The sequence below is a fragment of the Mesorhizobium sp. BH1-1-5 genome (assembly GCF_020165615.1).
Classification (GTDB): Bacteria; Pseudomonadota; Alphaproteobacteria; order Rhizobiales; family Rhizobiaceae; genus Mesorhizobium.
The window spans coordinates 73,506-96,678 of sequence record NZ_JAIUIM010000015.1; the positions used below are offsets into that span (position 1 = coordinate 73,506).

21 protein-coding genes and 1 tRNA gene are annotated in these 23,173 nt (G+C 63.7%); 12 read left to right on the top strand and 10 right to left on the bottom strand.

The features are described from left to right. Positions 1-207: 207 nt before the first annotated feature. Positions 208-1,017, top strand: a complete 810-nt coding sequence (locus LB572_RS20560; protein ID WP_224668981.1) for a hypothetical protein — start codon at positions 208-210, stop codon at positions 1,015-1,017. A gap of 45 nt (positions 1,018-1,062) precedes the next feature. Here the strand turns inward: LB572_RS20560 and LB572_RS20565 are convergent, their stop codons facing one another. The 4 genes from LB572_RS20565 to LB572_RS20580 all read right to left on the bottom strand — a co-directional run bounded on the left by LB572_RS20565 (position 1,063) and on the right by LB572_RS20580 (position 5,763). After that, complete coding sequence (locus tag LB572_RS20565) at positions 1,063-2,079, bottom strand: esterase-like activity of phytase family protein (RefSeq protein WP_224668982.1); 1,017 nt, start codon at positions 2,077-2,079, stop codon at positions 1,063-1,065. Beyond that, positions 2,076-3,974, bottom strand: a complete 1,899-nt coding sequence (cobT, locus tag LB572_RS20570) for a cobaltochelatase subunit CobT (protein WP_140803477.1) — start codon at positions 3,972-3,974, stop codon at positions 2,076-2,078. The genes LB572_RS20565 and cobT overlap by 4 nt, the downstream gene beginning before the upstream one ends. A gap of 55 nt (positions 3,975-4,029) precedes the next feature. After that, positions 4,030-5,016, bottom strand: coding sequence for a cobaltochelatase subunit CobS (gene cobS / locus LB572_RS20575; protein ID WP_140633012.1), 987 nt, complete (start codon positions 5,014-5,016; stop codon positions 4,030-4,032). Between the two features lie 123 nt (positions 5,017-5,139). Beyond that, positions 5,140-5,763 (bottom strand): J domain-containing protein, encoded by a 624-nt coding sequence (locus LB572_RS20580; protein ID WP_140803478.1) that lies wholly within the window; start codon positions 5,761-5,763, stop codon positions 5,140-5,142. A 135-nt stretch (positions 5,764-5,898) separates the two neighbouring features. Between LB572_RS20580 and LB572_RS20585 the strand changes: the two genes are divergently transcribed. Beyond that, on the top strand, positions 5,899-6,201 hold the full coding sequence (locus LB572_RS20585; RefSeq protein WP_140803479.1) for a BolA family protein: 303 nt from the start codon (positions 5,899-5,901) through the stop codon (positions 6,199-6,201). Here the strand turns inward: LB572_RS20585 and LB572_RS20590 are convergent, their stop codons facing one another. Next, complete coding sequence (locus tag LB572_RS20590) at positions 6,202-7,008, bottom strand: alpha/beta hydrolase (RefSeq protein ID WP_224668983.1); 807 nt, start codon at positions 7,006-7,008, stop codon at positions 6,202-6,204. It abuts the gene before it with no gap. Between the two features lie 292 nt (positions 7,009-7,300). Here LB572_RS20590 and LB572_RS20595 point away from each other — a divergent pair, with 292 nt between their 5' ends. From LB572_RS20595 to LB572_RS20605, 3 genes are read left to right on the top strand one after another with little or no spacing between them, the layout of a single operon-like run. After that, positions 7,301-9,250 (top strand): PrkA family serine protein kinase, encoded by a 1,950-nt coding sequence (locus LB572_RS20595; RefSeq protein ID WP_140803481.1) that lies wholly within the window; start codon positions 7,301-7,303, stop codon positions 9,248-9,250. A gap of 19 nt (positions 9,251-9,269) precedes the next feature. After that, the gene (locus tag LB572_RS20600; RefSeq protein ID WP_140803482.1) at positions 9,270-10,580 is read left to right on the top strand and encodes a YeaH/YhbH family protein; all 1,311 of its coding nucleotides are present in this window, start codon (positions 9,270-9,272) and stop codon (positions 10,578-10,580) included. 11 nt (positions 10,581-10,591) lie between these two features. Beyond that, entirely contained in the window at positions 10,592-12,136 is a 1,545-nt protein-coding gene (locus LB572_RS20605) for a SpoVR family protein (protein WP_224669050.1), read from the top strand. Between the two features lie 220 nt (positions 12,137-12,356). On the opposite strand, the gene LB572_RS20610 is transcribed toward LB572_RS20605, so the two are convergent. Genes LB572_RS20610 through LB572_RS20620 form a run of 3 tightly spaced genes read right to left on the bottom strand, consistent with a single transcriptional unit; the run spans position 12,357 to position 15,021 of the window. Further along, positions 12,357-13,253 carry an HlyC/CorC family transporter gene (locus LB572_RS20610; protein WP_224668984.1) on the bottom strand — a complete coding sequence of 299 codons (897 nt, stop codon included), beginning with the start codon at positions 13,251-13,253 and terminating at the stop codon, positions 12,357-12,359. Then, positions 13,250-14,395: a 3-dehydroquinate synthase gene (aroB, locus tag LB572_RS20615; protein ID WP_224668985.1), complete on the bottom strand. Its 1,146-nt coding sequence runs from the start codon at positions 14,393-14,395 to the stop codon at positions 13,250-13,252. The genes LB572_RS20610 and aroB overlap by 4 nt, the downstream gene beginning before the upstream one ends. Further along, complete coding sequence (locus LB572_RS20620; protein ID WP_224668986.1) at positions 14,392-15,021, bottom strand: shikimate kinase; 630 nt, start codon at positions 15,019-15,021, stop codon at positions 14,392-14,394. The genes aroB and LB572_RS20620 overlap by 4 nt, the downstream gene beginning before the upstream one ends. 239 nt (positions 15,022-15,260) lie before the next feature. Between LB572_RS20620 and LB572_RS20625 the strand changes: the two genes are divergently transcribed. The 5 genes from LB572_RS20625 (at position 15,261) to LB572_RS20645 (ending at position 19,249) form a co-directional block, all read left to right on the top strand. Then, positions 15,261-15,413 carry a hypothetical protein gene (locus LB572_RS20625; protein ID WP_040989318.1) on the top strand — a complete coding sequence of 51 codons (153 nt, stop codon included), beginning with the start codon at positions 15,261-15,263 and terminating at the stop codon, positions 15,411-15,413. A 34-nt stretch (positions 15,414-15,447) separates the two neighbouring features. Next, on the top strand, positions 15,448-16,362 hold the full coding sequence (locus LB572_RS20630) for a site-specific tyrosine recombinase XerD (RefSeq protein WP_224668987.1): 915 nt from the start codon (positions 15,448-15,450) through the stop codon (positions 16,360-16,362). Positions 16,363-16,462: 100 nt separating this feature from the next. Next, positions 16,463-17,413: an acetyl-CoA carboxylase carboxyltransferase subunit alpha gene (locus tag LB572_RS20635; protein WP_224668988.1), complete on the top strand. Its 951-nt coding sequence runs from the start codon at positions 16,463-16,465 to the stop codon at positions 17,411-17,413. A 221-nt stretch (positions 17,414-17,634) separates the two neighbouring features. Further along, positions 17,635-18,921: a L,D-transpeptidase family protein gene (locus tag LB572_RS20640; RefSeq protein ID WP_224668989.1), complete on the top strand. Its 1,287-nt coding sequence runs from the start codon at positions 17,635-17,637 to the stop codon at positions 18,919-18,921. Positions 18,922-18,997: 76 nt separating this feature from the next. Further along, a complete protein-coding gene (locus LB572_RS20645; protein WP_224668990.1) occupies positions 18,998-19,249 on the top strand; it encodes a sulfurtransferase TusA family protein in 252 nt (83 codons plus the stop codon). Positions 19,250-19,267: 18 nt separating this feature from the next. On the opposite strand, the gene LB572_RS20650 is transcribed toward LB572_RS20645, so the two are convergent. Both LB572_RS20650 and LB572_RS20655 read right to left on the bottom strand, forming a co-directional pair. Further along, a complete protein-coding gene (locus LB572_RS20650; RefSeq protein WP_224668991.1) occupies positions 19,268-20,383 on the bottom strand; it encodes a CobW family GTP-binding protein in 1,116 nt (371 codons plus the stop codon). A gap of 8 nt (positions 20,384-20,391) precedes the next feature. Continuing rightward, the gene (locus tag LB572_RS20655; RefSeq protein ID WP_140810298.1) at positions 20,392-21,558 is read right to left on the bottom strand and encodes a D-alanyl-D-alanine carboxypeptidase family protein; all 1,167 of its coding nucleotides are present in this window, start codon (positions 21,556-21,558) and stop codon (positions 20,392-20,394) included. Between the two features lie 222 nt (positions 21,559-21,780). Here LB572_RS20655 and LB572_RS20660 point away from each other — a divergent pair, with 222 nt between their 5' ends. After that, entirely contained in the window at positions 21,781-22,944 is a 1,164-nt protein-coding gene (locus LB572_RS20660) for a M20 aminoacylase family protein (protein ID WP_140810291.1), read from the top strand. 87 nt (positions 22,945-23,031) lie between these two features. Further along, positions 23,032-23,108: transfer RNA gene (locus LB572_RS20665), tRNA-Arg, on the top strand. The last annotated feature ends 65 nt before the right edge of the window (positions 23,109-23,173 follow it).

Genomic DNA, 23,173 nt, shown 5'->3' on the forward strand with positions numbered 1-23,173 from the left:
TACCAGCATCGTCGATCGCGCCCCCCCGCAACGCGCCTGCTTTGCGCTGATGCGGCGTAACCCCTTGATTTAGAGAACCGCGATCGACATCAGCCGGGTGGATCATTGCAATCCAGCCTGTGCTTTGGTTAGCATTTCGCCCCGGCGGCGATATATGTATTCACGGAATTTGGATTCGGGGTTCTTTGGATTGGGGAAAGGGTATCCATGTCGGCCATAGACGGCGCGTTGGCGCCAGCATCAGCCAAACAGACGCTGCAGCATGTTGTCTCCCACATGGTGGAAGCGGTGGACCGCGCCACGTTCGTGGAAAAGCCTTTCTGGCATCTTGAGATGACGGATGTCTTTCCGGCGGACCTCTATCTGCGCATGCGCACCGCCATGCCCGAGGCGCGCGAATATCGCGCGCTCAAAGGGCGCAACAACGTCAACATTCAGGCCGACGGCACCGCGACGCGGATCAAGATCGACCTCTACCCCGAATATATCCGCCATCTACCTGGCGAAAAACGGGCGGTCTGGTCTCTGGTCGGCAAGGCGCTGCACGCGCCGGAACTGAAGGATGCGTTCATGCGCCGCCTTGCTCCGGGCCTGGAGCGCCGGTTCGGGTCGGACTTCATGAAGGTCCGCATGTATCCGGTGCCGATGCTGACGCGCGACGTGGCGGGCTACAAGATCGGCTTCCACACCGACACGAAATGGAAGGGCATCACGGTCCAGTTCTATCTGCCGGAGGACGACTCGATCAACCACATCGGCACCCGCTTCGCCGAGCGCAAGGCGGACGGGCGTTTCGAGAATTCGCACCGGATGTCGTTTTCCCCGAACACCGGCTACGCCTTTGCGGTCGGCACCGACACCTGGCACGCGGTCGATACCGTCGGGCCGGAGGTCCGCACCCGCGACAGCATCCTCCACACCTATTTCGTCGACAACACCGCGACGCTCAAGATTCGCAACCGCAGCAAGCGCGCGGCCAATTTCGTGATGAACGAGGTCCGTCACGTCGGCCGGTAGTCTCGGCCGGCGGCGCCCGCCGGCACGGCTGAATCCGTGCCGACCTCAGTCCTGGTGCAGGATGAATTCCAGATAGAGGTTGCGCTGCAGAATCGAATGGTTGTCGTCGGAGATCAGCGACAGCATCAGCGCGCCGTCGTAGCGGGTCCAGACGTCGAGCCCTTCCATATTGTCGATCTGGTAGCCCATGTCGGCCTCCATCAGCACCGGCCCGTCGGCAACCGCGCCTTTTTCGACGCTTTCGCCGTAGATGCGCCGCAGCCGCATCTTCACCCCGCGCGCGATCGAAAAACTGCGCTCCAGGAGCAGCAGGTCGCCGTCCGGCAGGAAGGCGCCGTCGGTTATGTCGAAATCGCCGTCGCGCCTGACGGTGAAGACCCCCTTGTGCGGCCCCTCGATGACGGCGGCGTAGACGTTGCCGGCTTTGTCGAGGCTCCTCTCCGAGACCACGACCAGGCTGCCAGCGTGCTGTCCGTAAGGATTGGCGTGGGTGACGGTCTCGAAGCCGCGGTTCTGGCGCAGCTCTTGCGCGGGGACCAGGTAATCGAGCAGCCTGACCGGCGCTTTCATATTGTCGGGATCGATCTTGAATTGCGCGACGCGCTGGTCGCGCTCGAAACCGACGGTGGCGATACCGTCCTTGACCGCGAGCCCTTCCGCGTCGACCTCCCATTTCCGGTCGATCGGCCGGCCCGACGCGTCGACCATCTGCTGCATGCGAAAGTTCGAAACGCCGGACGGGCGCTTGTCGGCACCGTGGGTGATCGTGCCGAAGAACCAGAAGCCGGTGTCGGCGACACCGACGAAGTCGCTGCCCGGCTTCAGGAAGCGAAGCGCCGACAGCGCGCCGAAATCGCGCGCCGGCGAAGTCATCTCCAGTCCGCCGACGAATTCGAGCGGCCCGAACCGCGTCTCGTCACGGCCGACACGGAACTGGCTGATCGGCCGCGCCGAAACCTCGACCGTCTCGACAGGGGCTTCCGGAGCGGCAACGCCCGGCGAGGCGCAGGCCAGCATGCAGGCGAAAAGCGTCCGCCGCGCACGCCGCCCCGAAAAGATCATCCGGTGCGCCGCAATCCACCGCGCCGCGTGTCGCGCGCGCTTTCCTCGCCGAACAGCGAGGCGAGCTGCTCGGTCATGGCGCCAGCCAACTCCTCGGCATCGACGATGGTGACGGCGCGGCGATAATAGCGCGTGACGTCGTGACCGATGCCGATCGCCAGCAGCTCGACCGGCGAGCGCGTCTCGATCAATTCGATGACCGCCCGCAGATGGCGTTCCAGGTAATTGCCCGGATTGACCGAGAGCGTGGAATCGTCGACCGGCGCACCGTCCGAGATCATCATCAGGATCTTGCGCTGCTCGGGCCGGCCGATGAGGCGGTTATGCGCCCAAAGCAGCGCCTCGCCGTCGATGTTTTCCTTGAGCAGGCCCTCGCGCATCATCAGCCCGAGATTGCGCCGCGCGCGCCGCCATGGATGGTCGGCGGATTTGTAGATGATGTGGCGCAAATCGTTAAGCCGGCCGGGATTCGGCGGCTTGCCGTCCTTCAGCCATTTCTCGCGCGCCTGCCCGCCCTTCCAGGCGCGGGTCGTGAAGCCGAGGATTTCCACTGAAACGCCGCAGCGCTCCAGCGTGCGCGCCAGAATGTCGGCGCAGGTGGCGGCGACAGTGATCGGCCGGCCGCGCATCGAGCCCGAATTGTCGAGCACCAGCGACACCACCGTGTCGCGGAACTTGGTGTCGCGTTCCTGCTTGAAGGACAGCGGCTGCATCGGATCGATGACGACGCGCACCAGGCGGGCCGGATCGAGATAGCCTTCCTCGAGGTCGAAATCCCAGGAGCGGTTCTGCTGCGCCATCAGCCGGCGCTGCAGCCGGTTGGCGAGCCGCCCGACGACGCCGGAGAGGTTGGCAAGCTGCTTGTCGAGGAAGGCCCGCAGCCGGTCGAGCTCCTCTTCCTCGCAAAGATCCTCGGCGCCCACCGTCTCGTCGAAGGCGGTGGTGAACACCTTGTAGTCGATCTCTTTCGGCAGGTTCAGGAAGGGATTGTCGTTGCGCTTGGCCTCGCCAGGCGTCTCGGCGTCGGAATCGTCTTCATCCGACAGATCGTCGGAGGTGGCGTCAGTCGCTTCCGTCTCGGCCGAGTCTTCCTCGTCGGCGGAAGCTTCGGCATCTTCCGACTGCGACTGCTCGGAGCCTGAATCCTCCTCGCCGCCTTCCTCGCTCTGTTCCTCGCCCTGCTGTTCGTTCTCTTCGTTTTCCTCGGAGTCGTCGGTCTCCTGGTCGTCGCCGAGCTCCTCGGCCATTTCCATGGAAACCAGCATGTCGCGCACGACGCGGGCAAAGGCCTGCTGGTCCTCAAGCTTGGCCGACAGGCCGTCGAGGTCGCCGCTGGCCTTCTCCTCGATCCACGGACGCCACAGATCGACCAGCCGCTCGCCGCTCTTCGGGATCGCGCGGCCGGTGAGCTTTTCGCGCACCAACAGCGCAATCGCTTCCTCGAGCGGCGCGTCGGCCTTGTCCCTGACGTCGACGAGGTTCGCCTTGGCGTATTTGTCCTCGAGCATCGAGCCGATATTGTCGGCCACGCCCTGCATGGCGCGGCTGCCGATCGCCTCGACGCGTGCCTGTTCGACGGCATCGAAGATAGACCGCGCCAGCTTGCCTTCCGGCGCCAGCTTGTTGTGGATGCGCTGATCGTGGCAGGCGCGCTTCAGCGCCATGGAATCGCCCAGGCCGCGGGTGATCGCGATATCGTTGCGGGAAGCTTTCTTCGGCAGTTCCGGCAGGCGCGCGCGATTGCCGGCAAGCGCCGGCCGGTCCTTGGCGAAGCCGACCTCGAGATCCTTGTCGCCGGCGACGGCGCGCATGCACACGGTCACGGCGCGCTTGAAGCTGTCCGCTTCAGACCCGTTCTTCGACTTGTTGCGCGTGTTGTCGCCCGGACCCGCCATTCATCATTCCCTGCGCGATTCATGCTGAAAGGCTCAAGGCCTTTCAGCTGCGCGCCTAGCCCAGCACCACGTTGGCGGCGCTCTCCGGCAGATCCTCGCCGAAGGCGCGCTGGTAGAATTCGGCCACCACCGAACGCTCCAGCTCGTCGCACTTGTTGAGGAAGGTCAGCCGGAACGCCATGCCGATATCGCCGAAGATCTCGGCGTTCTCGGCCCAGGTGATGACGGTGCGCGGGCTCATCACGGTCGACAGGTCGCCATTGATGAAGGCCGAGCGCGTCATGTCGGCGACGCGCACCATCTTGTTGACGATGTCCTTGCCCTTGCTGTCGCGATAGTGCTTGGCCTTGGCCAGCACGATGTTCACTTCATTGTCGTGCGGCAGGTAGTTCAGCGTGGTGACGATCGACCAGCGGTCCATCTGCGCCTGGTTGATCTGCTGCGTGCCGTGATAGAGGCCGGTGGTGTCGCCGAGACCGACTGTGTTGGCGGTGGCGAACAGCCGGAACGCCGGATGCGGGCGGATGACCCGGCTCTGGTCGAGCAGCGTCAGACGGCCCGACGATTCCAGCACGCGCTGGATGACGAACATCACGTCCGGACGGCCGGCGTCATACTCGTCGAAGCAGAGCGCGACATTGTGCTGATAGGCCCAGGGCAGGATGCCGTCGCGGAATTCGGTGACCTGCAGGCCTTCCTTGACGACGATGGCGTCCTTGCCGACGAGATCGATACGGCTGACATGGCTGTCGAGATTGACGCGCACGCAGGGCCAGTTGAGCCGCGCCGCCACCTGCTCGATATGCGTCGACTTGCCGGTGCCGTGATAGCCCGACACCATGACGCGGCGGTTGTAGGCGAAGCCGGCGAGGATCGCCAATGTCGTCGCCTTGTCGAACAGATAATCCGGGTCGATGTCCGGCACATGCTCGGTCGCCGCCGAATAGGCCGGAACGACCATCTTGGAGTCGAAACCGAATTTCTCCTTCACCGACACCGTCGTGTCGGGTAGGTTGGCGATGTCGCGATCGACCTTGTTCATCTCTATCAACGTCTCCACGTGCGAAACGCCGCGTTTCGCCGGCAATCGATTTTGTCCGGGGGCGGTCTTAGAGCCTTTTCCAACCTTATGAAAGTTGGAAAACGACATGGACCGTAGGGCCGCTCAGCACAATCCTGCCTGCTTGAGCACGCGATAGGCCTGCAGCACATCGCGGAACCGGTCTTCCGAACCTCTGTCGCCGCCATTCGCATCCGGATGGTGGCGTTTAACGAGTTCCTTATAACGCGCCTTGATGTCCTGACCAGTCGCCTTTGTATCAAGGCCAAGCGTTTCCAGCGCCTTGGCCTCAAGCGGCTTTGCCTTGCGCTCGCGCGGTTCGCGCGCCCCTGAGCCGAACAGGTTGAAGGGATCGCGCATGCGGTTGTGGTAGCCGGCGCGCCCCGAGCGCTGCTGCGCGAAATCCGGCGCCGAGCGCGTCCCGCCGCTAGTGGCGCCCATGCGCCATGTCGGTCTGTGGCCGGTCAACGCCTCTTTCTGGAAGCGCGCGATCTCGTTGTCCGACACGCCGGAGAAGTAGTTGAAGCCCTTGTTGTATTCGCGCACGTGGTCGAAGCAGAAGCGGAAGTACTCGCCCTCTTTCAAGCGTCCGACCGGGGCGCGATGCGTACCGGCCTCGTTACAGCCGTCCCACTGGCAGATCGGCGCGTGCGATTTCAGCTCCGCGTCCTTCTCCGGCCGGATTCGAATTTTCTCGAAATATTTGGGGTACGCTTTCATCTCACCCATTTATGGGCTGTTCGCACGTGCGAAACAAGAATTGACATTTCACCGATGATCGCCCTAACCGCTGAATCGCGGCTTAAAAGCGGTCGAAAACGTAGATTTTGCGGCTATGCCGTCAAGTGGGAAAGGGAAAGCCGGATGTCCATACAGTCGACGATGGAAAACAAGCTGAAGGCGGCGTTTTCGCCCGAAAGGCTCGCCGTCATCAACGAAAGCCACCTTCACGCGGGCCACCACCACGTCGAGCACGGCCACGAGGCCCACTTCGACGGCACCGGCGAAACGCATTTTCGCGTCCGCATCGTCTCGTCGGATTTTGCCGGCATGGGCCGCATCGACCGCCATCGCGCCGTCAACGACCTGCTCGCCGACGAATTGAAAGCCGGCGTGCATGCGCTGGCGATCGAGCCGGCGGCGCCCGGCGAGAAGACGCGCTGGTAGTCAACCGACGGTCGCCTTGAGAAACGCCATTGCCGCCGCGGTCAAGGCGTCGCCGTCCTTGCCGAAATCGCCATTGATCGACATGTGCGTATAGGCGCTGCCGTCGAACATCCTGACCTTGGCTCCGGCGGCGCGCAGGCGTTCCGCGAAAGCTTTCGACTCTTCGCCTCGCCCGGGCGCGCGTGAATAGGCGATGAATGTCGGCGGATGCTTCCTGCCGTCGATATAGCTCGCCGGCGAAAGTGCTTCCCATTGCGTCGGATCAGAGAAGGCGCGGGCGTAAGCGCGCACCATGCCGCCATTCCTGGAAAGCGCGGCAAGATCATAGGCCCTGGTGTCGTCGAGGATCAGCGCGGCGACGCCGGGCAATCCGCCGCGCATGCCGGTCAGCGCAATCAGATGGCAGCCGGCCGAATGGCCCATGCCGACGATGCGGTCCGGGTCGCCGCCATGCCGGGCAATGTTGGCGCGCACATAGGCGTAGGCCTTTTCGACATCGCCGGCCTGGGTGGCGACGTCGGCTTGCGGCAGCATGCGGTAGTCGATCGAGACGAAGACGAAGCCATTGGCGAGCAGGAAGCCCGGCTTGGCGCCGACCTGACTGCGTTTGCCGACCCGCCAGGCGCCGCCATGGACGAAGAAGACCACCGGCAGGTTGTTGGCGCCGTCCGCGGCATAGATGTCGAGCTTGGCCGGACCGTAATCGACGGTTTGCGGTTCCGGCCGGACCGGACGCCCGGCGGCTGACGCACCCGCCGGCAGCAGCGCCGCCAAGGATGCCACGATGAAGCTGCGCCGATCGATCATCGCCATCTCCGCCAGGTTGCGCCGCAGCGGGCACGGATGCTCGCCACGCGCCTCGTTTACGAACCAAAAATGACAACTTTCGGTGCGAAAGCAAATCCACTCCTTGACGGTCCGCTGGCAATCACCACGTATCTTCATAGGCGAGCATTTTCGGCCGAATCGGGGTGTCCCGAAGGTTAATGCCGGAGTGCATTGCGCGCTCTCCCTTCACGTGAAGGGAACCACAATGCTCTCCGGCGGTTGATGAAGCGATGAGCCGATTGGCAGCCTGTCGGCTCCGAGGCAGAGCATCATGCGCGAGAACCAATCAGACGTCTTCGATCTGTTTTCGGAGATTTATTCCAACGCGGCCCAGGAAGAGATTAGCCTTCAGCAATATCTGCTCGCCTGCCGCGAGGACAAATCCATGTATGCCTCGGCGCCTGAACGCATGGTTGCGGCAATCGGCGAGCCGAACCTGGTCGACACCAGCAAGGACGAGCGGCTCGGCCGCATTTTTTCCAACCGCACCATCAAGGTCTATCCCTCCTTTTCCGATTTCTACGGGATGGAGGACACGATCGAGCGCATCGCCGGATACTTCCGCTACGCCTCGCAGGGCCTCGAGGAGCGCAAGCAGATCCTCTATCTTCTGGGCCCGGTCGGCGGCGGCAAGTCCTCGCTGGCCGAACGGCTGAAGAAGCTGATGGAGGAGCGCCCGATCTACACGCTCAAGATCGGCAACAAGATCAGCCCGGTCTTCGAATCGCCGCTCGGCCTTTTCCATCCCGACCGCATGGGCGATCTGCTGGAGGACAAATATGGCATCGCCCGCCGCCGCCTGAACGGATTGATCTCGCCCTGGGCGGCCAAGCGCCTCGACGAACTGTCCGGCGACATCTCCAAATTCAGCGTGGTCAAGCTGATGCCGTCGCGGCTGCGCCAGATCGCCATCGCCAAGACCGAGCCCGGCGACGAGAACAACCAGGACGTCTCGGCCCTCGTCGGCAAGGTCGACATCAGGCAGCTGGAGCACTTCAGCCAGTCCGACCCGGACGCCTATTCCTACAGCGGCGGCCTCAACCGCACGACGCAAGGGCTGCTCGAATTCGTCGAGATGTTCAAGGCGCCCATCAAGGTCCTGCATCCATTGCTGACGGCAACCCAGGAAGGCAGCTACAACGGCACCGAGAATTTCGGCGCCTTCCCTTATCAGGGCATCGTCGTTGCCCATTCCAATGAATCGGAATGGCAGCAGTTCAAGAACAACAAGAACAATGAGGCCTTCCTCGACCGCATCCTCGTGGTCAAGGTTCCCTATTGCCTGCGCTTCACCGAGGAAAGGCACATCTACGAGAAGCTGGTGCGCGAAAGCGAGCTGGCGAACAGCCCCTGCGCGCCCGAGGTGCTGGACATTCTCAGCCGTTTCACCGTTTCGACCCGCCTTGCCGAGCACGAGAACTCGCCGCTCTACACCAAGATGCGCTCCTATGACGGTGAGAACCTCAAGGAGGTCGATCCGAAGGCGAAGTCTGTCCAGGAATATCGCGACGCCGCCGGCGTCGACGAGGGCATGACCGGGGTAAGCACCCGCTTTGCCTTCAAGATCCTGTCGCAGACGTTCAACTACGACACCAAGGAGGTGGCGGCCGATCCCGTGCACCTGATGTACATCCTCGAGGAGGCGATCAAGCGCGAGCAATTCCCGAAGGAAACGGAGGCCGCCTATCTCGAATTCATCAAGTCGGAACTCGCAAGCCGCTATGCCGAGTTCATCGGCCACGAGATCCAGAAGGCCTATCTGGAATCCTACAGCGAGTACGGCCAGAACCTCTTCGACCGCTACATCGCCTATGCCGATGCCTGGATCGAGGATCAGGACTACAAGGACCCCGACACGGGCCAGATCCTCAACCGCGAGGTGCTGGACAAGGAATTGTCGCAGGTCGAGAAGCCGGCCGGCATCGCCAACCCCAAGGACTTCCGCAACGAAGTGGTCAAGTTCACCTTGCGCGCGCGGGCGCGCAACCACGGCCGCAACCCGTCCTGGACGAGCTACGAAAAGCTCCGCGAGGTCATCGAGAAGCGCATGTTCGGCCAGGTCGAGGACCTGTTGCCCGTGATCAGCTTCGGCTCCAAGCAGGACAGCGTCACGGAAAAGCGGCACAACGAATTCGTGCAGCGGATGGTGGAGCGCGGCTATACCCAGCGGCAGGTGCGCCGGCTGGTCGACTGGTACATGCGCGTGAACAAGGCGGGTTGAGCAAAGCCGGGACGGTTCCATGCCGATCTTCATCGACCGCCGCCTGAACCCGAAGGACAAGAGCCTTGGCAATCGCCAGCGCTTCCTCAGGCGCGCCCGCGAAGACCTCAAGCGCAGCATCCGCGACAAGGTCCGCGCCGGCGGCATCGCCGACCTTGATCGCGAGCACGCCGTGCCGATCCCTCGCAAGGGCACTGGCGAACCGACCTTCGGCGACGACAAGGAAAGCGGCCGGCGCCAGCATATCCTGCCCGGCAACCGGACGTTCAGCCCCGGCGATCTCATCGACAAGCCTGGCGGCGGCGGAGGCTACGGCTCGGCTCCGGGGACCACGGAATCCGAGGACGATTTCCGCTTCGTGCTGTCGCGCGAGGAAGTGCTCGACCTTTTCTTCGAGGACCTCGAACTGCCGGATCTGGTCAAGCTCAGTCTAAAGCAGATACTCAGCTTCAAGCCGAGGCGGGCGGGCTTCGCGGCAAGCGGCGCGCCGACCAACATCAATGTCGGGCGCACGATGCGAAACAGCCACGGGCGACGCATCGCGCTCAGGCGTCCAAAGCAGGCTGAGGTCGACGCCGTCGCTCAGCAGATCGCCGAGCTGGAATCCAGGCCGCCGGATGCAAAGACACGCGAACGCATCGAGGCTCTGCGCGAAGAGCTCGATCGGCTGGAGCGCCGGCGCAGGCGGATTGCCTATGTCGATCCGGTCGACATCCGCTTCAATCGCTTCGACCCTCAGCCGCGGCCGAATGCCAGTGCCGTCATGTTCTGCCTGATGGACGTCTCCGGATCGATGGGCGAGCGCGAGAAGGATCTGGCCAAGCGCTTCTTCGTGCTATTGCATCTGTTCCTGACACGACGATACGAGCGCACCGAGATCGTCTTCATTCGCCACACCCACGAGGCCAAGGAGGTGGACGAGCACACGTTCTTCTATCACACGCAAAGCGGCGGCACCGTCGTTTCCACGGCGCTCGAGGAGATGCATCGCATCATCGAAGAGCGCTATCCGGCCTCTGAATGGAACATCTACGCCGCCCAGGCCTCCGACGGCGACAATTTCGCCACCGACTCCGAGCGCTGCATAGAACTTCTCGACCGCAAACTCATGCGCCTTTGCCAGTATTTCGCCTATGTCGAGATCATCGATGAGCGGGAAAGCCACATTTTCGGCTCGACTGAGAACGGCACGTCGCTCTGGCGCGCCTACAACGCCGTCGACGGGAAATGGCCGAACTTCCAGATGAGGCGCATTGCCGCGCCGGCCGACATATACCCGGTCTTCCGCGAGCTCTTCGCCAGGCAGCCCGACCTGCGCAAGAGCGCTTGAGAGCTTCGGCGATGGTCAGCCAGGCGCGCAAGTCCGCACTGCTGTTTTCCGGGTCCGACTGGGATTTCAACAAGCTGTCCCGGATCTATGAAGAGATCGAAGCGATCGGCCGCGAAGAGCTTCGCCTCGACATCTACCCGGTGCAGATGGAGATCATTTCCTCCGAGCAGATGCTCGATGCCTATTCGTCGATCGGCATGCCGCTGATGTACCGGCACTGGTCGTTCGGCAAGCGCTTTCTCTACGACGAGCTTCTCTACCGCAAGGGCGCTCGCGGTCTGGCCTACGAGATTGTCATCAACTCCAACCCCTGCATCGTCTACCTCATGGAAGAAAACACCATGGCTCTGCAGGCCTTGGTGACGGCGCATGCCGCGCTTGGGCACAATCATTTCTTCAAGAACAATCACCTTTTCCGGCAATGGACGGATGCCGGCGGGATCCTGAGCTATCTGGATTTTGCCAAGAGCTACATAGCCCGGTGCGAGGAGCGGCATGGCCTGGCCGCGGTGGAGGCGATTCTGGATTCCGCGCATGCGCTGATGGAGCAAGGCGTGTTCCGGTACCATCGGCCGCCCAAGCTGTCATCGGAACAACAGCGCGAAGGGCTGCGCGAGCGCCTCGAATACGAGGAACGCTCCTTCAACGATCTGTGGCGAACGCTGCCGCCTTCGCAGGCAAAGGGCAAGCCGGAAGCAGAGGAGGAAATCCTTGCCGAGCGGAAGAAATCGCTCAACCTGCCGGAGGAGAACCTGCTCTACTTCCTCGAGAAGAACAGCCTCATCCTCGAGCCTTGGCAGCGCGAGATCGTCAGGATCGTGCGGGTCATCGCGCAATATTTCTACCCGCAGCGGCAAACCCAGGTGATGAACGAAGGCTGCGCCACCTTCGTGCATTACACGCTGATGAACACGCTGTTCGACCGTGGCCGCCTCAACGAAGGCGCCATGCTCGAAATCCTGCGCAACCACTCGAACGTCATCTTCCAGCCGGCCTATGACGACCCGCGCTTTTCCGGCATCAATCCCTACGCGCTGGGTCTCGACATGATGCAGGACATCCAGCGCATCTCGACCGCGCCGACCGCCGAGGATCGAGACTGGTTTCCCGACATCGCCGGCCGCGGCGACTGGCGCGACACCTTGCTCGATGCCTGGGCCAACCATCGCGACGAATCCTTCATCCGCCAATATCTGAGCCCGACGCTGATCCGCAAATGGCGGCTCTTCGTGCTGGCCGACGGCGCCGACGAGCCGCACTACGAGGTGGCCTCGATCCACAATGAGCGCGGCTATGCCAAGATACGGTCGGCGCTGGCGCAAAGCTACGATATCGGCGCCAGCCGTCCCGACATCCAGGTCGTTGACGTCGACCTCTTGGGCGACCGGCATCTGCGGCTCCAGCACAAGGTCAAGGACGGCGTCATGCTCGAGGGCCAGAGCCGCGATGCGACCCTGCGCCATATCCGCAACCTCTGGGGCTATGACGTCAGCCTTGCAGCAATCGACGCTGGAACCGGCGCGCTGCTCAGCGAGCGCTGGACCAAGGAATTGTGAGATCGCGGGCCACACCGCCCAGGTGTGTTGAGATTCAGGTGAGGCCGAGCCGGAGTCGAAGACGGGCGCGAAGCGACCAAACTGGGTCGGTTCCGAGAACCGGCCTATGCCGGCCGTAGCCTTCATAAAGCGGAGAAACTTATGAGGGCTTCGGCCGGCGAAGGCCGGAAGCGCAGGGAGCCGCCATTTGCAGGCCGGCATCACCTGAATATCAACACGCCTAGCCTTCGCCGGCGGGTCTGATCCTCAACCTCGCAATGCGGTTCTTGTCGCGCTTCATCACCACGAAACGCTTGCCGTGGAAGGTGAAAGCCTGCTTCTCCTCCGGGATCGACTGCGTCTCGTGGATGACGAGGCCGGCGATCGTCGTCGCCTCCTCGTCGGGCAGGTCCCAGTCGAGCGCGCGGTTCAGATCGCGGATCGGCACCGTGCCATCGACGACGACGGAACCGTCGGCTTCTTTCTTCACGCCCTGCATGTCGACATCGTGCTCGTCGGCGATCTCGCCGACGATTTCCTCGATGATGTCTTCCAGCGTCACCAGCCCTTCGACCTCGCCATATTCGTCGACGACGATGGCGAAATGCGCCTTGCGCCGCAGGAAGGCGTTGAGCTGTTCCTGCAAGGTGGTGGTGTCCGGCACGAACCACGGCTTCGCCGCGATCTTCATGACGTCGATCCGCGAAAAGTCGTTGCCGACCTCGTTGAGGGCCCTGAGCAGATCCTTCGCGTGCAGCACGCCGACGATGTTGTCGAGCGAGCCCTTCCATAACGGCATGCGGGTGTGCGGACTCGTGAGGATCTCGCGCACCACCGCTTCCGGCGCGTTGTCGGCATTGACCGAACGCATGTTGGTGCGGTGGACCATGATATCCGACACTTCGAGCTCGTCGAGGTCGAAAAGGCCCTCGAGCCGATTGCGCTCCTGGCGGGGAGCCTCGCCGTCGCGGCGAAGTTCGTCGCTGTCCTGGTCCTTGCCGTTGCGCTCGGCCCGCTGCGGCGGCTCGATCGGCCGCAGCGCATAGCCGAAAGCGGCAAGCAGCCTGGCGCGGAACAGAAGCGCCAAAAGCACGATGGCGGCAAGGACGGCGGCGGCGATCCAGCCGGCGTCGGTCATCTGGGAAGGCCCGCCGCGGGCCTTCCGGGATGGCTCGTCTTGAGGAAGGAGAGCACTTCCGAGGGCGGCACGTCCTTGGCGATGAAAGCCTGGCCGATGCCGCGCGTCAGGATGAAGGTCAGCGCGCCGCGTGATACCTTCTTGTCCTGGGTGATGAAGCCGAGCAGCGCCTCGGCGTCCGGCAGCTCGCCCGGAATATCGGCCATCCGCCAGGGCAGGCCGACGGCGCGCAGATGCGCTTCGACACGGCTTGCGTCGTCAGGGCTCGCCAGGTTGAGGCGGGCCGAGAAACGGTGCGCCAGCGCCATGCCGATGGCCACGCCCTCGCCATGGACGAGACGCGCGCCGTCATATTGCGTGGCGGCTTCCAGCGCGTGGCCGAATGTGTGGCCGAGATTGAGCAGCGCGCGGTCGCCGGTCTCGAACTCGTCGCGGGCGACGACGTCGGCCTTGGCGCGGCAGGCCTCGGCGATCGCCTCGACGCGGGCCGGACCGCCGGCAAAGACTTGCCCCCAATTCTGTTCCAGCCAGGCGAAGAAGGCCGGACGGTCGATCAGCCCGTATTTGGCGAGCTCGGCATAGCCGGCGCGGAACTCGCGGATCGGCAGCGTGTCGAGCACCTGGGTGTCGGCGAGCACCAGCTTGGGCTGGTGGAAGACGCCGACCAGGTTCTTGCCGCGCGCGCTGTTGATGCCGGTCTTGCCGCCGACGGAGGAATCGACCTGCGCCAGGAGCGAGGTCGGGATCTGCACGAAATTCATGCCGCGCCGCACGATGCCGGACGCAAAGCCTGCAAGGTCGCCGATGACGCCGCCGCCGAGCGCGATGACCACGTCGCGGCGTTCGAGTTTTGCCGCGAGCACGCCGTCGACCACCTCCTCGAGATGGGCAAAGCTCTTGGTCTTCTCGCCGGCCGGCAGCGTGACGACGGCGGACTGGATACCGCCTTTCTCCAACCCGGCCTTCAGCGTGTCGAGATGCGCGGCGGCGACGTTCTCGTCGGTGACAATGGCCGCGCGGGTGCCGGGAAGCCGGCGCGCGACCTCCTCGCCGGAGCGCGCCAGCAGTCCGGCACCGATCAATATGTCATAGGCGCGCTCACCGAGCCCGACCTCGACCTTCACCGGTTCGGCATCGCTCACGACTGCACCTCGTCCGTTGTGGCGCTTGCAGCGCCTGTCGCGATCGTCTCGACATCGAGATGGCCGCAGAGCGCGGCGACGACTTCACCCGCGATGATCTCCTTGCGGTCATCGCGCGTCGGCACCGTCAGGTCGGCCGTGGCGTAGACCGGGTAACGCTCGTCCATCAGCCGCTCCAGCACGGCGCGAGGATCGGGGTTTTTCAATAGCGGCCGGTTCTGTTTCTTCGAAACCCGCTCCATCAAGAGATCGAGGTCGGCCTTCAGCCAGACCGAGACGCCATAAGCCGCGATCGCTTCGCGCGTCTGCGCGTTCATGAAGGCGCCGCCACCGGTCGACAGCACCTGCGGCCCGTTCTCCAGCAGACGCAGGATGACCCGCTGCTCCAGCGCGCGGAATTCTGGCTCGCCATAGCGCTCGAAAAGCTCCGGCACGGTCATGCGCGAGACGCTTTCGATCTCCTGGTCGCTGTCCATGAAGGGCAGCGAGAGCATCGTCGCCACCTTGCGGCCGATCGCCGTCTTGCCGGCGCCCATCAGCCCGACGAAGACGATCGAGCGGCTGCCGAGCGCTTCGATCAGCGCGGCGCGGCCTTCGTCCGTCGGATTTGCAGGCAGAGCGTTCATTAGGGCCTCTTTGCGCCGTATCGACATCAAAAGCCTGTTTGCGTCAAGCACGGCCGGACAAACGTCCTAAGCAGGTTCCGCAAAACCGTCCCACGGTTTTGCGAAGGGAACCTGCTTGGGAGCTTTTCCGGCAAAACCTCCGTCCACCGGAATCCTTCGTCCTTGAATTGGCCGGCTTGGCGTCCCATAAGGGCACAGGGCTTTGGAAACGCAGAATAAGAAGACGGGCAAAAATTTGAATGCCGACTTTGTTTCGGTTTGTCGTGACGCTGGCGGTTCTTGCAGGCATTGCCTATGGCGCGATGTTCGCGCTGGCGATGTTCGTGGAGCCGAAAAAGGCGGAAATGAGCGTCCGTATTCCCGCCGAAAAGCTCAACCCCAAGAAAAACTGACCCAACAAAACTGACGAAGCACTGATCCGGCCCGATGAACAGCGCCGCCCGCATCGAAGCCTTCCTCGAAATGATGAGCGCCGAGCGCGGCGCGGCCGAAAACACGCTTTCGTCCTATCGGCGCGACCTTGAGGACGCTTCGGAAGCGATCAAAGGCGGGCTGGCGCGCGCCGGATCGGCCGACATCCGCACCTATCTCGACGACATTGCCGCGCGCGGCTTCGCGCCGACCTCGCAGGCGCGCAAATTGTCGGCGATCCGCCAGTTCTTCAAATTCCTCTATGCTGAAGGCCTGCGCGGCGACGACCCGACCGGCACGCTGGACAGCCCGCGCAAGGGCCGGCCGCTGCCGAAGACGATGAGCGAGGCCGAAACCGGGCGCCTGCTCGACCGGGCAGCGCAGGAGGCGGGCGAATCCGAACCGGATGGCGACAGGCTGGCCGCATTGCGCCTGCACGCGCTGGTCGAGGTGCTCTACGCCACGGGCCTGCGCGTGTCGGAGCTTGTCGGCCTGCCGGTGACGGTGGCGCTGCGCGACGACCGCTTCTTCATGGTGCGCGGCAAGGGCGACAAGGAACGCATGGTGCCGCTCTCGGCCAAGGCGCGCGCCGCCATGCGCGCCTGGCTTGCCGCACGGGCCGAGCGGCCGGCCTTTGCCGAGAGCCCGTTCCTGTTTCCGGCCTCCTCCGACAGCGGCCATCTCTCCCGGCAGGTTTTCGCTCGCGATCTCAAGGGCTTGGCCGCGCGGTCCGGCATCGCTTCGGCGAAAATCTCGCCCCATGTGCTTCGCCATGCTTTTGCCAGCCATCTCCTGCAGAACGGCGCCGATCTCAGAGCCGTTCAGCAACTCCTGGGCCATGCCGATATCTCGACCACGCAGATCTACACCCACGTGCTGGAGGAGCGGCTGGTGCGTCTGGTCAACGATCATCATCCGCTTGCCGACTAGGCCTCATATCGCTATGTGAGGGCGACGTTCCACCGCCCGGGGCCGGCATTTCAGCGGTTCCGCCAGCCATTTGCCTTCCGACGGATCGGTCCGCCCAAGCATGTACAACTACCTCGACTTCGAAAAGCCGGTGCAGGATCTGGAGCTCAAGATCCTTGAGCTGAAGAAGCTTGCCGAGAACGGCGAGGCGGTCGATGTCGCCGAAGAGATCAGCCGGCTGGAAAAGCGCTCGCGCGACGCGTTGCGCGACCTCTACAAGGCGCTCACCCCCTGGCAGAAGGTGCAGGTCGCGCGTCATCCCGACCGCCCGCATTGCGTCGACTACATCAAGGCGCTGTTCACCGATTTCACACCTTTGGCCGGCGACCGCAATTTCGGCGACGACCAGGCGATCGTCGGCGGCTTCGCGCGCTTTCGCGGCGAGCCGTTGGCGGTGATCGGCCAGGAGAAGGGCTCGGACACGGCGAGCCGCATCAAGCACAATTTCGGTTCGGTGCGGCCCGAGGGCTACCGCAAGGCGGTGCGCCTGATGGAACTGGCCGACCGTTTCAAGATCCCGCTTCTGACGCTGGTCGACACCGCCGGCGCCTATCCCGGCGTCGGCGCCGAAGAGCGCGGTCAGGCCGAGGCGATCGCCCGCTCGACCTCGGCCTGCCTGGCCCTGAAAGTGCCGTCGATCTCGGTCGTCATCGGCGAAGGCGGCTCCGGCGGCGCCATCGCGATCGCCACCGCCAACCGCGTCTACATGCTGGAACACGCCATCTATTCGGTGATTTCGCCCGAGGGCGCCGCCTCGATCCTGTGGCGCGACACCACCCGCTCCAAGGACGCGGCGACCAACATGAAGATCACCGCGCAGGATCTTCTCGAGATGAAGATCATCGACACCATCATTCCCGAGCCGATGGGCGGCGCCCAGCGCGCGCCTGAGACGGTGATCGCCTCGACCGGCGACCTCATCGCCAGGACGATGAAGGATTTTGCCGGCGCCAATACCGATTTCCGCGAGCAGCGCCGCGAGAAATACCTGGCGATGGGCCGCAGCCTCTGACCGTTTTCGGATCGGCTACTCGTTAAACTGTGGCCGCAATGAGCAATTTCGCCACAAAAATGCCGCCGCATTCGGCTCAATGAGACTTGCCGTGAGGGGTTGGTCGAGGCTTGCGGTAAGGAATTTTCAAGGTTAACGGGCTTACGGTCCACTGGTGTTCAGCCTGCGGGCCGGCCATGCCGAGAGCCGTTGGCCCCGAGAGAAGAGACGTAGCCGTATCGATGTTTGCCAAGCTTGCCCGCACCGGAGTCCTGATCGCCGCCATCGGCGTTGCCGGCTGCAATGATTCGTCGATGAAGGATTTCGCGCCGGAGGCCAACAAGCCGCTGCCGGACAAGATCCTTGCCGACATGAAGGCCAAGGGCATGGTGCGCACCTCCTCGGTGATGGCGCGCATCTTCAAGGAAGAAGGCAAGCTGGAGATCTGGAAGGCCAAGACCAATGGCCGCTACGAGATGGTCGCCAGCTACGACATCTGCAAATGGTCGGGCAAGCTCGGCCCCAAATACACCGAGGGCGACCGCCAGGCGCCGGAAGGCTTCTACACGGTGCGTCCGTCGCAGATGAACCCGCGCTCGAATTACCATCTGTCCTTCAACATCGGCTTCCCCAACGCCTATGACCGCGCCAATGGCCGCACGGGCCAGAACCTGATGGTGCACGGCGCCTGCTCGTCGTCGGGCTGCTATTCGATGACCGATGCCCAGATCGAGCAGATCTATGCCTTCGGCCGTGACGCCTTCCAGGGCGGCCAGACCGAGTTCCAGATCCAGGCTTTTCCGTTCCGCATGACCGCCGCCAACATGGCGCGCTACCGCAACGATCCTAACTACGACTTCTGGAAGATGCTGAAGGTCGGCTACGACAATTTCGAGATCACCAAGGTGCCGCCGAAGGTCGACGTCTGCGAGAAGCGCTACGTCTTCAATCAGGTCGCGCCCGAAGGCACGACCTTCGACCCGACCGGCCCGTGCCCCGCGACGACGCAGCCGGATTCGCTCAAGACCGCCTTCGGCAATTACGAGAAGAGCTATGACGCGGCTTTCAATTCGGCCGTGAACTCCAGCACGCCGCCGCCGAAGCCGACGATTGCCGGCGTCAAGGAAGCCAGCATCGTTTCCGACTGGTCGAAGCGCCGCGCGCGCGGCGAGCGCGTGCCGATCGAGCCGCCTTCGATGAATTCCGACGGCTCGGTGACGGAAACGACCCGCATGGGCCGCATCGATTCCCCTGCCGGCCGCAAGATGGCGGCGATCGACGCGGAGAAGGAAGCCAAGCGCAAGGCCGAGGAGCAGCGCCTGGCGGCCATCGAGGCGGCCAAGGCCGCCAAGGAGCAGGCAAAGGCGCAGGCTCTGGCCGAGAAGGAAGCCGCCAGGCAGGCGGCGCAGCAGCCGGTCGTCACCGCAGGCGTCGAGCCCGTCCAGCCCGCGCCGGAGCAGGCCGTCGACGCCGATCAAGGCACCGTGTCGAAGCTGAAGAAGAAGCTGCTCGGCATGTTCGGCGGCTGAGATTTCTATGCGTGTCGCCCGAAAGCATGCCCTCGGGCATTGACCCGAGGGTGGAAGGCGGTTTTGGGATAACGGCATGCATGAGCAAAAGGCAAGGCAGGCCGCCATCTACGATCTCAAGGGGCTGAACTGTCCATTGCCGGTGCTGAAGGCGCGCAAGCGGCTCGCTGCAATGCGGCCCGGCAGCCTGCTTTGGCTGGAAACCACCGATCCGCTCGCGGTCATCGATATCCCCGCTTTCTGCGCCGATGCCGGTCACCAATTGGTCGAAACGGCCGCGGTCGCTGGCGGTCATCGTTTCCTGGTCGAGCGCGGCAGCGCGGCCTGAGCCGGCGTCTTTTTCGGCTTATAATCCTGCAATCGCCAGGGGATTGGCCTCCAACGCCGCGCGGTCCGGCGTGTCGATCGACGGCTTGTTGGTGAAGGCAGCGAACAGCCGTTGGATATAATCCTGCGGCATGTCGAGCGTGATCAGCACCAGCCGGGTGCCGCGCTGGTCGTCTGGCCAGGTCGGCAGCCTTGCAGGCGGATGCAGGACCTTCTGCACGCCGTGGATGACCAGCGGCCGCGACGGATCCTCGGCGAGCTCGATGACACCCTTCATGCGCAACAGCTTCTCGCCATGCGTCGAGCGCAGAAGGTCGAGGAACATCTCGATCGCCGAGAACGGCACCGGGCCGTCATGGACAAGCGAGTGCGAGCGCACGCGCGTATCGTGGCGATGGGCATGGTGATGGTGGCCATGATCATGGTGATGATCCTGATCATGGTGATGATCTTGATCGTGCGCCGCCTCTTCGCCAAGCCAGCGCCGCACGTCGGCGGACTTGGTCTGAGGATTATAGAGCCCGCAATTGAACAGTGCCGCGGCGCCCGTGCCGGCCTCGTTGACGTCGAGCACGACGGCGCCTGGATTGATCTGCTTCAGCCTCGCCCGCAGCGCCTCGATCTCGGCGGCATCGGCAAGGTCGGTCTTGGTCAGCACGATGCGGTCGGCCACCGCCGCCTGCTTCACCGCCTCGACATGGCTGTCGAGCGTCGCCTCGCCATTGACGGCGTCGACCAGCGTGATGACGCCGTCGAGCCGGAACGCCTGCACCAGCGCCGGATGCGCCATGATCGATTGCAGCACCGGCGCCGGATCGGCCAGACCCGTCGTCTCGACGACGACACGGGCCAGTCTGGCGATACGGCCGGTCTGCAGCCGGTCGACGAGATCGGCGAGTGTGTCGACCAGGTCGCCGCGCACCGTGCAGCAGAGGCAGCCGTCGGAAAGCTGGATGATGCCGTCGGACGCCTGCTCCACCAGCAGATGGTCGATCGCGACCTCGCCGAATTCATTGATGATCACGGCGGTATCGGCAAGCCCGGGATCCTTGAGCAGGCGATTGAGCAGCGTCGTCTTGCCGGCGCCGAGAAAGCCGGTGAGCACCGAAACGGGAATGGGAAAGCTGCTACCCATGGCAGGGATCAGTTCGCCGTCTTGGCCGACTGGTCGCCCTGCGCCCCGGCAGCGGCGGTCGCCAGCGGCTCGGCGCCGGCCGGCGCCGGCCTGTCGGGCCGCCAGCTCGGCAGCGGCACATCGGCGTAATTCTGATCGACCTGGTCGACGAAAGCCTTCGGCGCCGGACCGGTCGCGCCGCCGAGCCCGACCGCGACCAACGTCGGGTGGTCGAGCTTCACCCGGTATGGCGATTTCGGCGCGTCCTTGGCGGCAACCTCGGGTGCTGCCTCGGACTGCTCTTCGGGCGCCTTCTTCTTGCAGATCTCGTCATGCATGTCGTTGGGCGACAACGTGTCGCCATAGGGCTTGAGCGCGGCAAGGGTCGTCGAGGTGGCCGCAGGCATCTCAAAACCCTGGTCGAGCAGCTTTGCCGCCGCTTCGGCGCGGCTGATCGCCGATTTCTCGCCCAGCACCACGGCGACCAGCGTGCGCCCGTTGCGCGTCGCCGAGCCAATCATGTTGAAACCCGACGAGCAGACGAAACCGGTCTTCATGCCGTCGGCGCCGGGATAGCGGCCGATCAGCAGATTGTAGTTCGGAATCGCCTTCTTGCCGACGGCAAGGCCCTCGATCGAGAACCAGGGGGCGTATTGCGGAAAATCGGTGCGCAGCGCCGTCACCAGCACGGCAAGGTCGCGCGCGGTCGTATACTGTTCCGGCGAATAGAGCCCGTTCGGATTGACGAAATGCGTTCCGACCATGCCGAGCCGGGCCGCCTCCGCGTTCATGCGGTCGGCAAATGCGGCTTGCGACCCGCCGATATTCTCGCCGACGGCCATGGCGATGTCGTTGGCCGACTTGACCAGCATCATCTTCAGCGCATTGTCGAGCCGCATCACCGAGCCGGGCTTGAAGCCCATCTTGCTCGGCGGCTCGCCAGCCGAATGTTTCGTCACCTTGATCGGCGAATCGAGCGCCACCTCGCCGGCCTGGATGGCCCGGAACGTGACATAGGCCGTCATCAGCTTGCTGAGCGAGGCCGGATACCAGCGCTTGAACGCGTCCTGATGCTCCAGAATGGAGCCACTCTTCAGATCGAATAGGACCACGGGATTGGCGCGCGCCACGCCCGCAAGCGCCGGAAATGCCAGCGCGCCTGCCAGCAACAGGTTGATGAAATGCCTTTGCCGCATGATCAAATCCGAAAATCGCCTCTTGCCGTAGTCGCTGCCGGGTCCGTAAGATTTCGTTACCCATCGCCAGCACAAATTCGGCCCGACCCTCGACCCCGGACCGCATTGTTGTGGTGCTATTTACCCTATGTGACGTCAAAATGGCAAAGTGCCATACATTCACAATTGCTGAGCAACGGCTCTGAACCGACTGCCGCCAATCAACCAAGAGATGGAACGATCATGCCGATTCTCAACCGCGCCGCGCAAATGCAGGAAGAAGTTGCCGGCTGGCGACGACATCTGCACCAGACGCCGGAGCTGAATTTCGACGTCTTCCAGACCGCCGGCTTCGTCACCGAGAAGCTGAAGGCCTTCGGCTGCGACGAAGTGGTGACGGGACTGGGCAAGACCGGCGTCGTCGGCATCATCCACGGCCGCAAGGGCGATGGCCCGACGATAGGGCTGCGCGCCGACATGGATGCGCTGCCGATCGACGAGATCACCGGCAAGCCATGGGCCTCGACCGTGCGCGGCAAGATGCATGCCTGCGGCCATGACGGTCATACCGCGATGCTCTTGGGTGCGGCCAAATATCTCGCCGAGACGCGCAATTTCGCCGGCAGCGTGGCGGTGATCTTCCAGCCGGCCGAGGAAGGCGGCGGCGGTGGCAACGAAATGGTCAAGGACGGCATGATGGACCGCTTCGGCATCGAGAAAGTGTTCGGCATGCACAACATGCCGGGCCTGCCGGTCGGCCAGTTCGCCATCAAGCCCGGCCCGATCATGGCCGCGACGGCCGAATTCACCATCACCGTCAAGGGCCGCGGCGGCCATGCCGCGATGCCGCACGGCACGATCGACCCGATCGTCATCACCAGCCAACTGGTCGGCGCGCTGCAGACCGTCGCCTCGCGCAGCACCGATCCGGTCGAGGCCGTGGTGGTGTCGGTGACGAAGTTCCACGCCGGCGACGCCTATAATGTCATCCCCGAAAGCGCTGAGATCGCCGGCACCGTGCGCACGCTGAAGAAGGAAGTGGCCAAGAAATCGGAAGAGCGCATCCGCGCGCTCTGCGCCGGGCTCGCCTCCGCCTTCGGCGCCACCATCGAGGTCGATTACGACGCCAACTACCCCGTCACCTTCAACCATGCCGAGGAAACCGTGTTTGCCGGCGATGTCGCCGCCAACATCGCCGGCGACAGCCATGTCCACCGCGCCATCCAGCCGGTGATGGGCGGCGAGGATTTCTCCTACATGCTGGAAGCCCGCCCCGGCGCCTTCATCTTCATCGGCAACGGCGACTCGGCCGGCCTGCATCATCCGGCCTACGACTTCAACGACGAGGTCATCCCGCACGGTATGAGCTATTGGGTGAAGCTGGCCGAGACCGCGCTGGCCGCCTGACGATCCGCCGGTCGCCGCGACCGGCGGTCCCATAGCCTTCTCGCCCCTTGGCGAACCGGCCCGAAGCGTTTATGTGTCGGGCCGCGTGGTCCCGTAGCTCAGTAGGATAGAGCGGCAGATTCCTAATCTGTAGGTCACAGGTTCGATTCCTGTCGGGATCACCAATATTTTCAGATGCTTAGCTGGTCAACTGCCGTACTTTTTTGCCCACTAATTGCGGTAGTTAATA

Coding starts and splice junctions, on each gene's coding strand:
- LB572_RS20635 (WP_224668988.1), top strand. CDS start 16,463: ATGTACAACTACCTCGACTTCGAAAAGCCGGTGCAGGATCTGGAGCTC.
- LB572_RS20655 (WP_140810298.1), bottom strand. CDS start 21,558: ATGCGGCAAAGGCATTTCATCAACCTGTTGCTGGCAGGCGCGCTGGCA.
- LB572_RS20605 (WP_224669050.1), top strand. CDS start 10,592: ATGGTCAGCCAGGCGCGCAAGTCCGCACTGCTGTTTTCCGGGTCCGAC.
- LB572_RS20650 (WP_224668991.1), bottom strand. CDS start 20,383: ATGGGTAGCAGCTTTCCCATTCCCGTTTCGGTGCTCACCGGCTTTCTC.
- LB572_RS20645 (WP_224668990.1), top strand. CDS start 18,998: ATGCATGAGCAAAAGGCAAGGCAGGCCGCCATCTACGATCTCAAGGGG.
- LB572_RS20560 (WP_224668981.1), top strand. CDS start 208: ATGTCGGCCATAGACGGCGCGTTGGCGCCAGCATCAGCCAAACAGACG.
- cobT (WP_140803477.1), bottom strand. CDS start 3,974: ATGGCGGGTCCGGGCGACAACACGCGCAACAAGTCGAAGAACGGGTCT.
- LB572_RS20565 (WP_224668982.1), bottom strand. CDS start 2,079: ATGATCTTTTCGGGGCGGCGTGCGCGGCGGACGCTTTTCGCCTGCATG.
- LB572_RS20600 (WP_140803482.1), top strand. CDS start 9,270: ATGCCGATCTTCATCGACCGCCGCCTGAACCCGAAGGACAAGAGCCTT.
- LB572_RS20620 (WP_224668986.1), bottom strand. CDS start 15,021: ATGAACGCTCTGCCTGCAAATCCGACGGACGAAGGCCGCGCCGCGCTG.
- LB572_RS20640 (WP_224668989.1), top strand. CDS start 17,635: ATGTTTGCCAAGCTTGCCCGCACCGGAGTCCTGATCGCCGCCATCGGC.
- LB572_RS20610 (WP_224668984.1), bottom strand. CDS start 13,253: ATGACCGACGCCGGCTGGATCGCCGCCGCCGTCCTTGCCGCCATCGTG.
- LB572_RS20590 (WP_224668983.1), bottom strand. CDS start 7,008: ATGATCGATCGGCGCAGCTTCATCGTGGCATCCTTGGCGGCGCTGCTG.
- LB572_RS20595 (WP_140803481.1), top strand. CDS start 7,301: ATGCGCGAGAACCAATCAGACGTCTTCGATCTGTTTTCGGAGATTTAT.
- LB572_RS20630 (WP_224668987.1), top strand. CDS start 15,448: ATGAACAGCGCCGCCCGCATCGAAGCCTTCCTCGAAATGATGAGCGCC.
- cobS (WP_140633012.1), bottom strand. CDS start 5,016: ATGAACAAGGTCGATCGCGACATCGCCAACCTACCCGACACGACGGTG.
- LB572_RS20660 (WP_140810291.1), top strand. CDS start 21,781: ATGCCGATTCTCAACCGCGCCGCGCAAATGCAGGAAGAAGTTGCCGGC.
- LB572_RS20625 (WP_040989318.1), top strand. CDS start 15,261: ATGCCGACTTTGTTTCGGTTTGTCGTGACGCTGGCGGTTCTTGCAGGC.
- LB572_RS20585 (WP_140803479.1), top strand. CDS start 5,899: ATGTCCATACAGTCGACGATGGAAAACAAGCTGAAGGCGGCGTTTTCG.
- LB572_RS20580 (WP_140803478.1), bottom strand. CDS start 5,763: ATGGGTGAGATGAAAGCGTACCCCAAATATTTCGAGAAAATTCGAATC.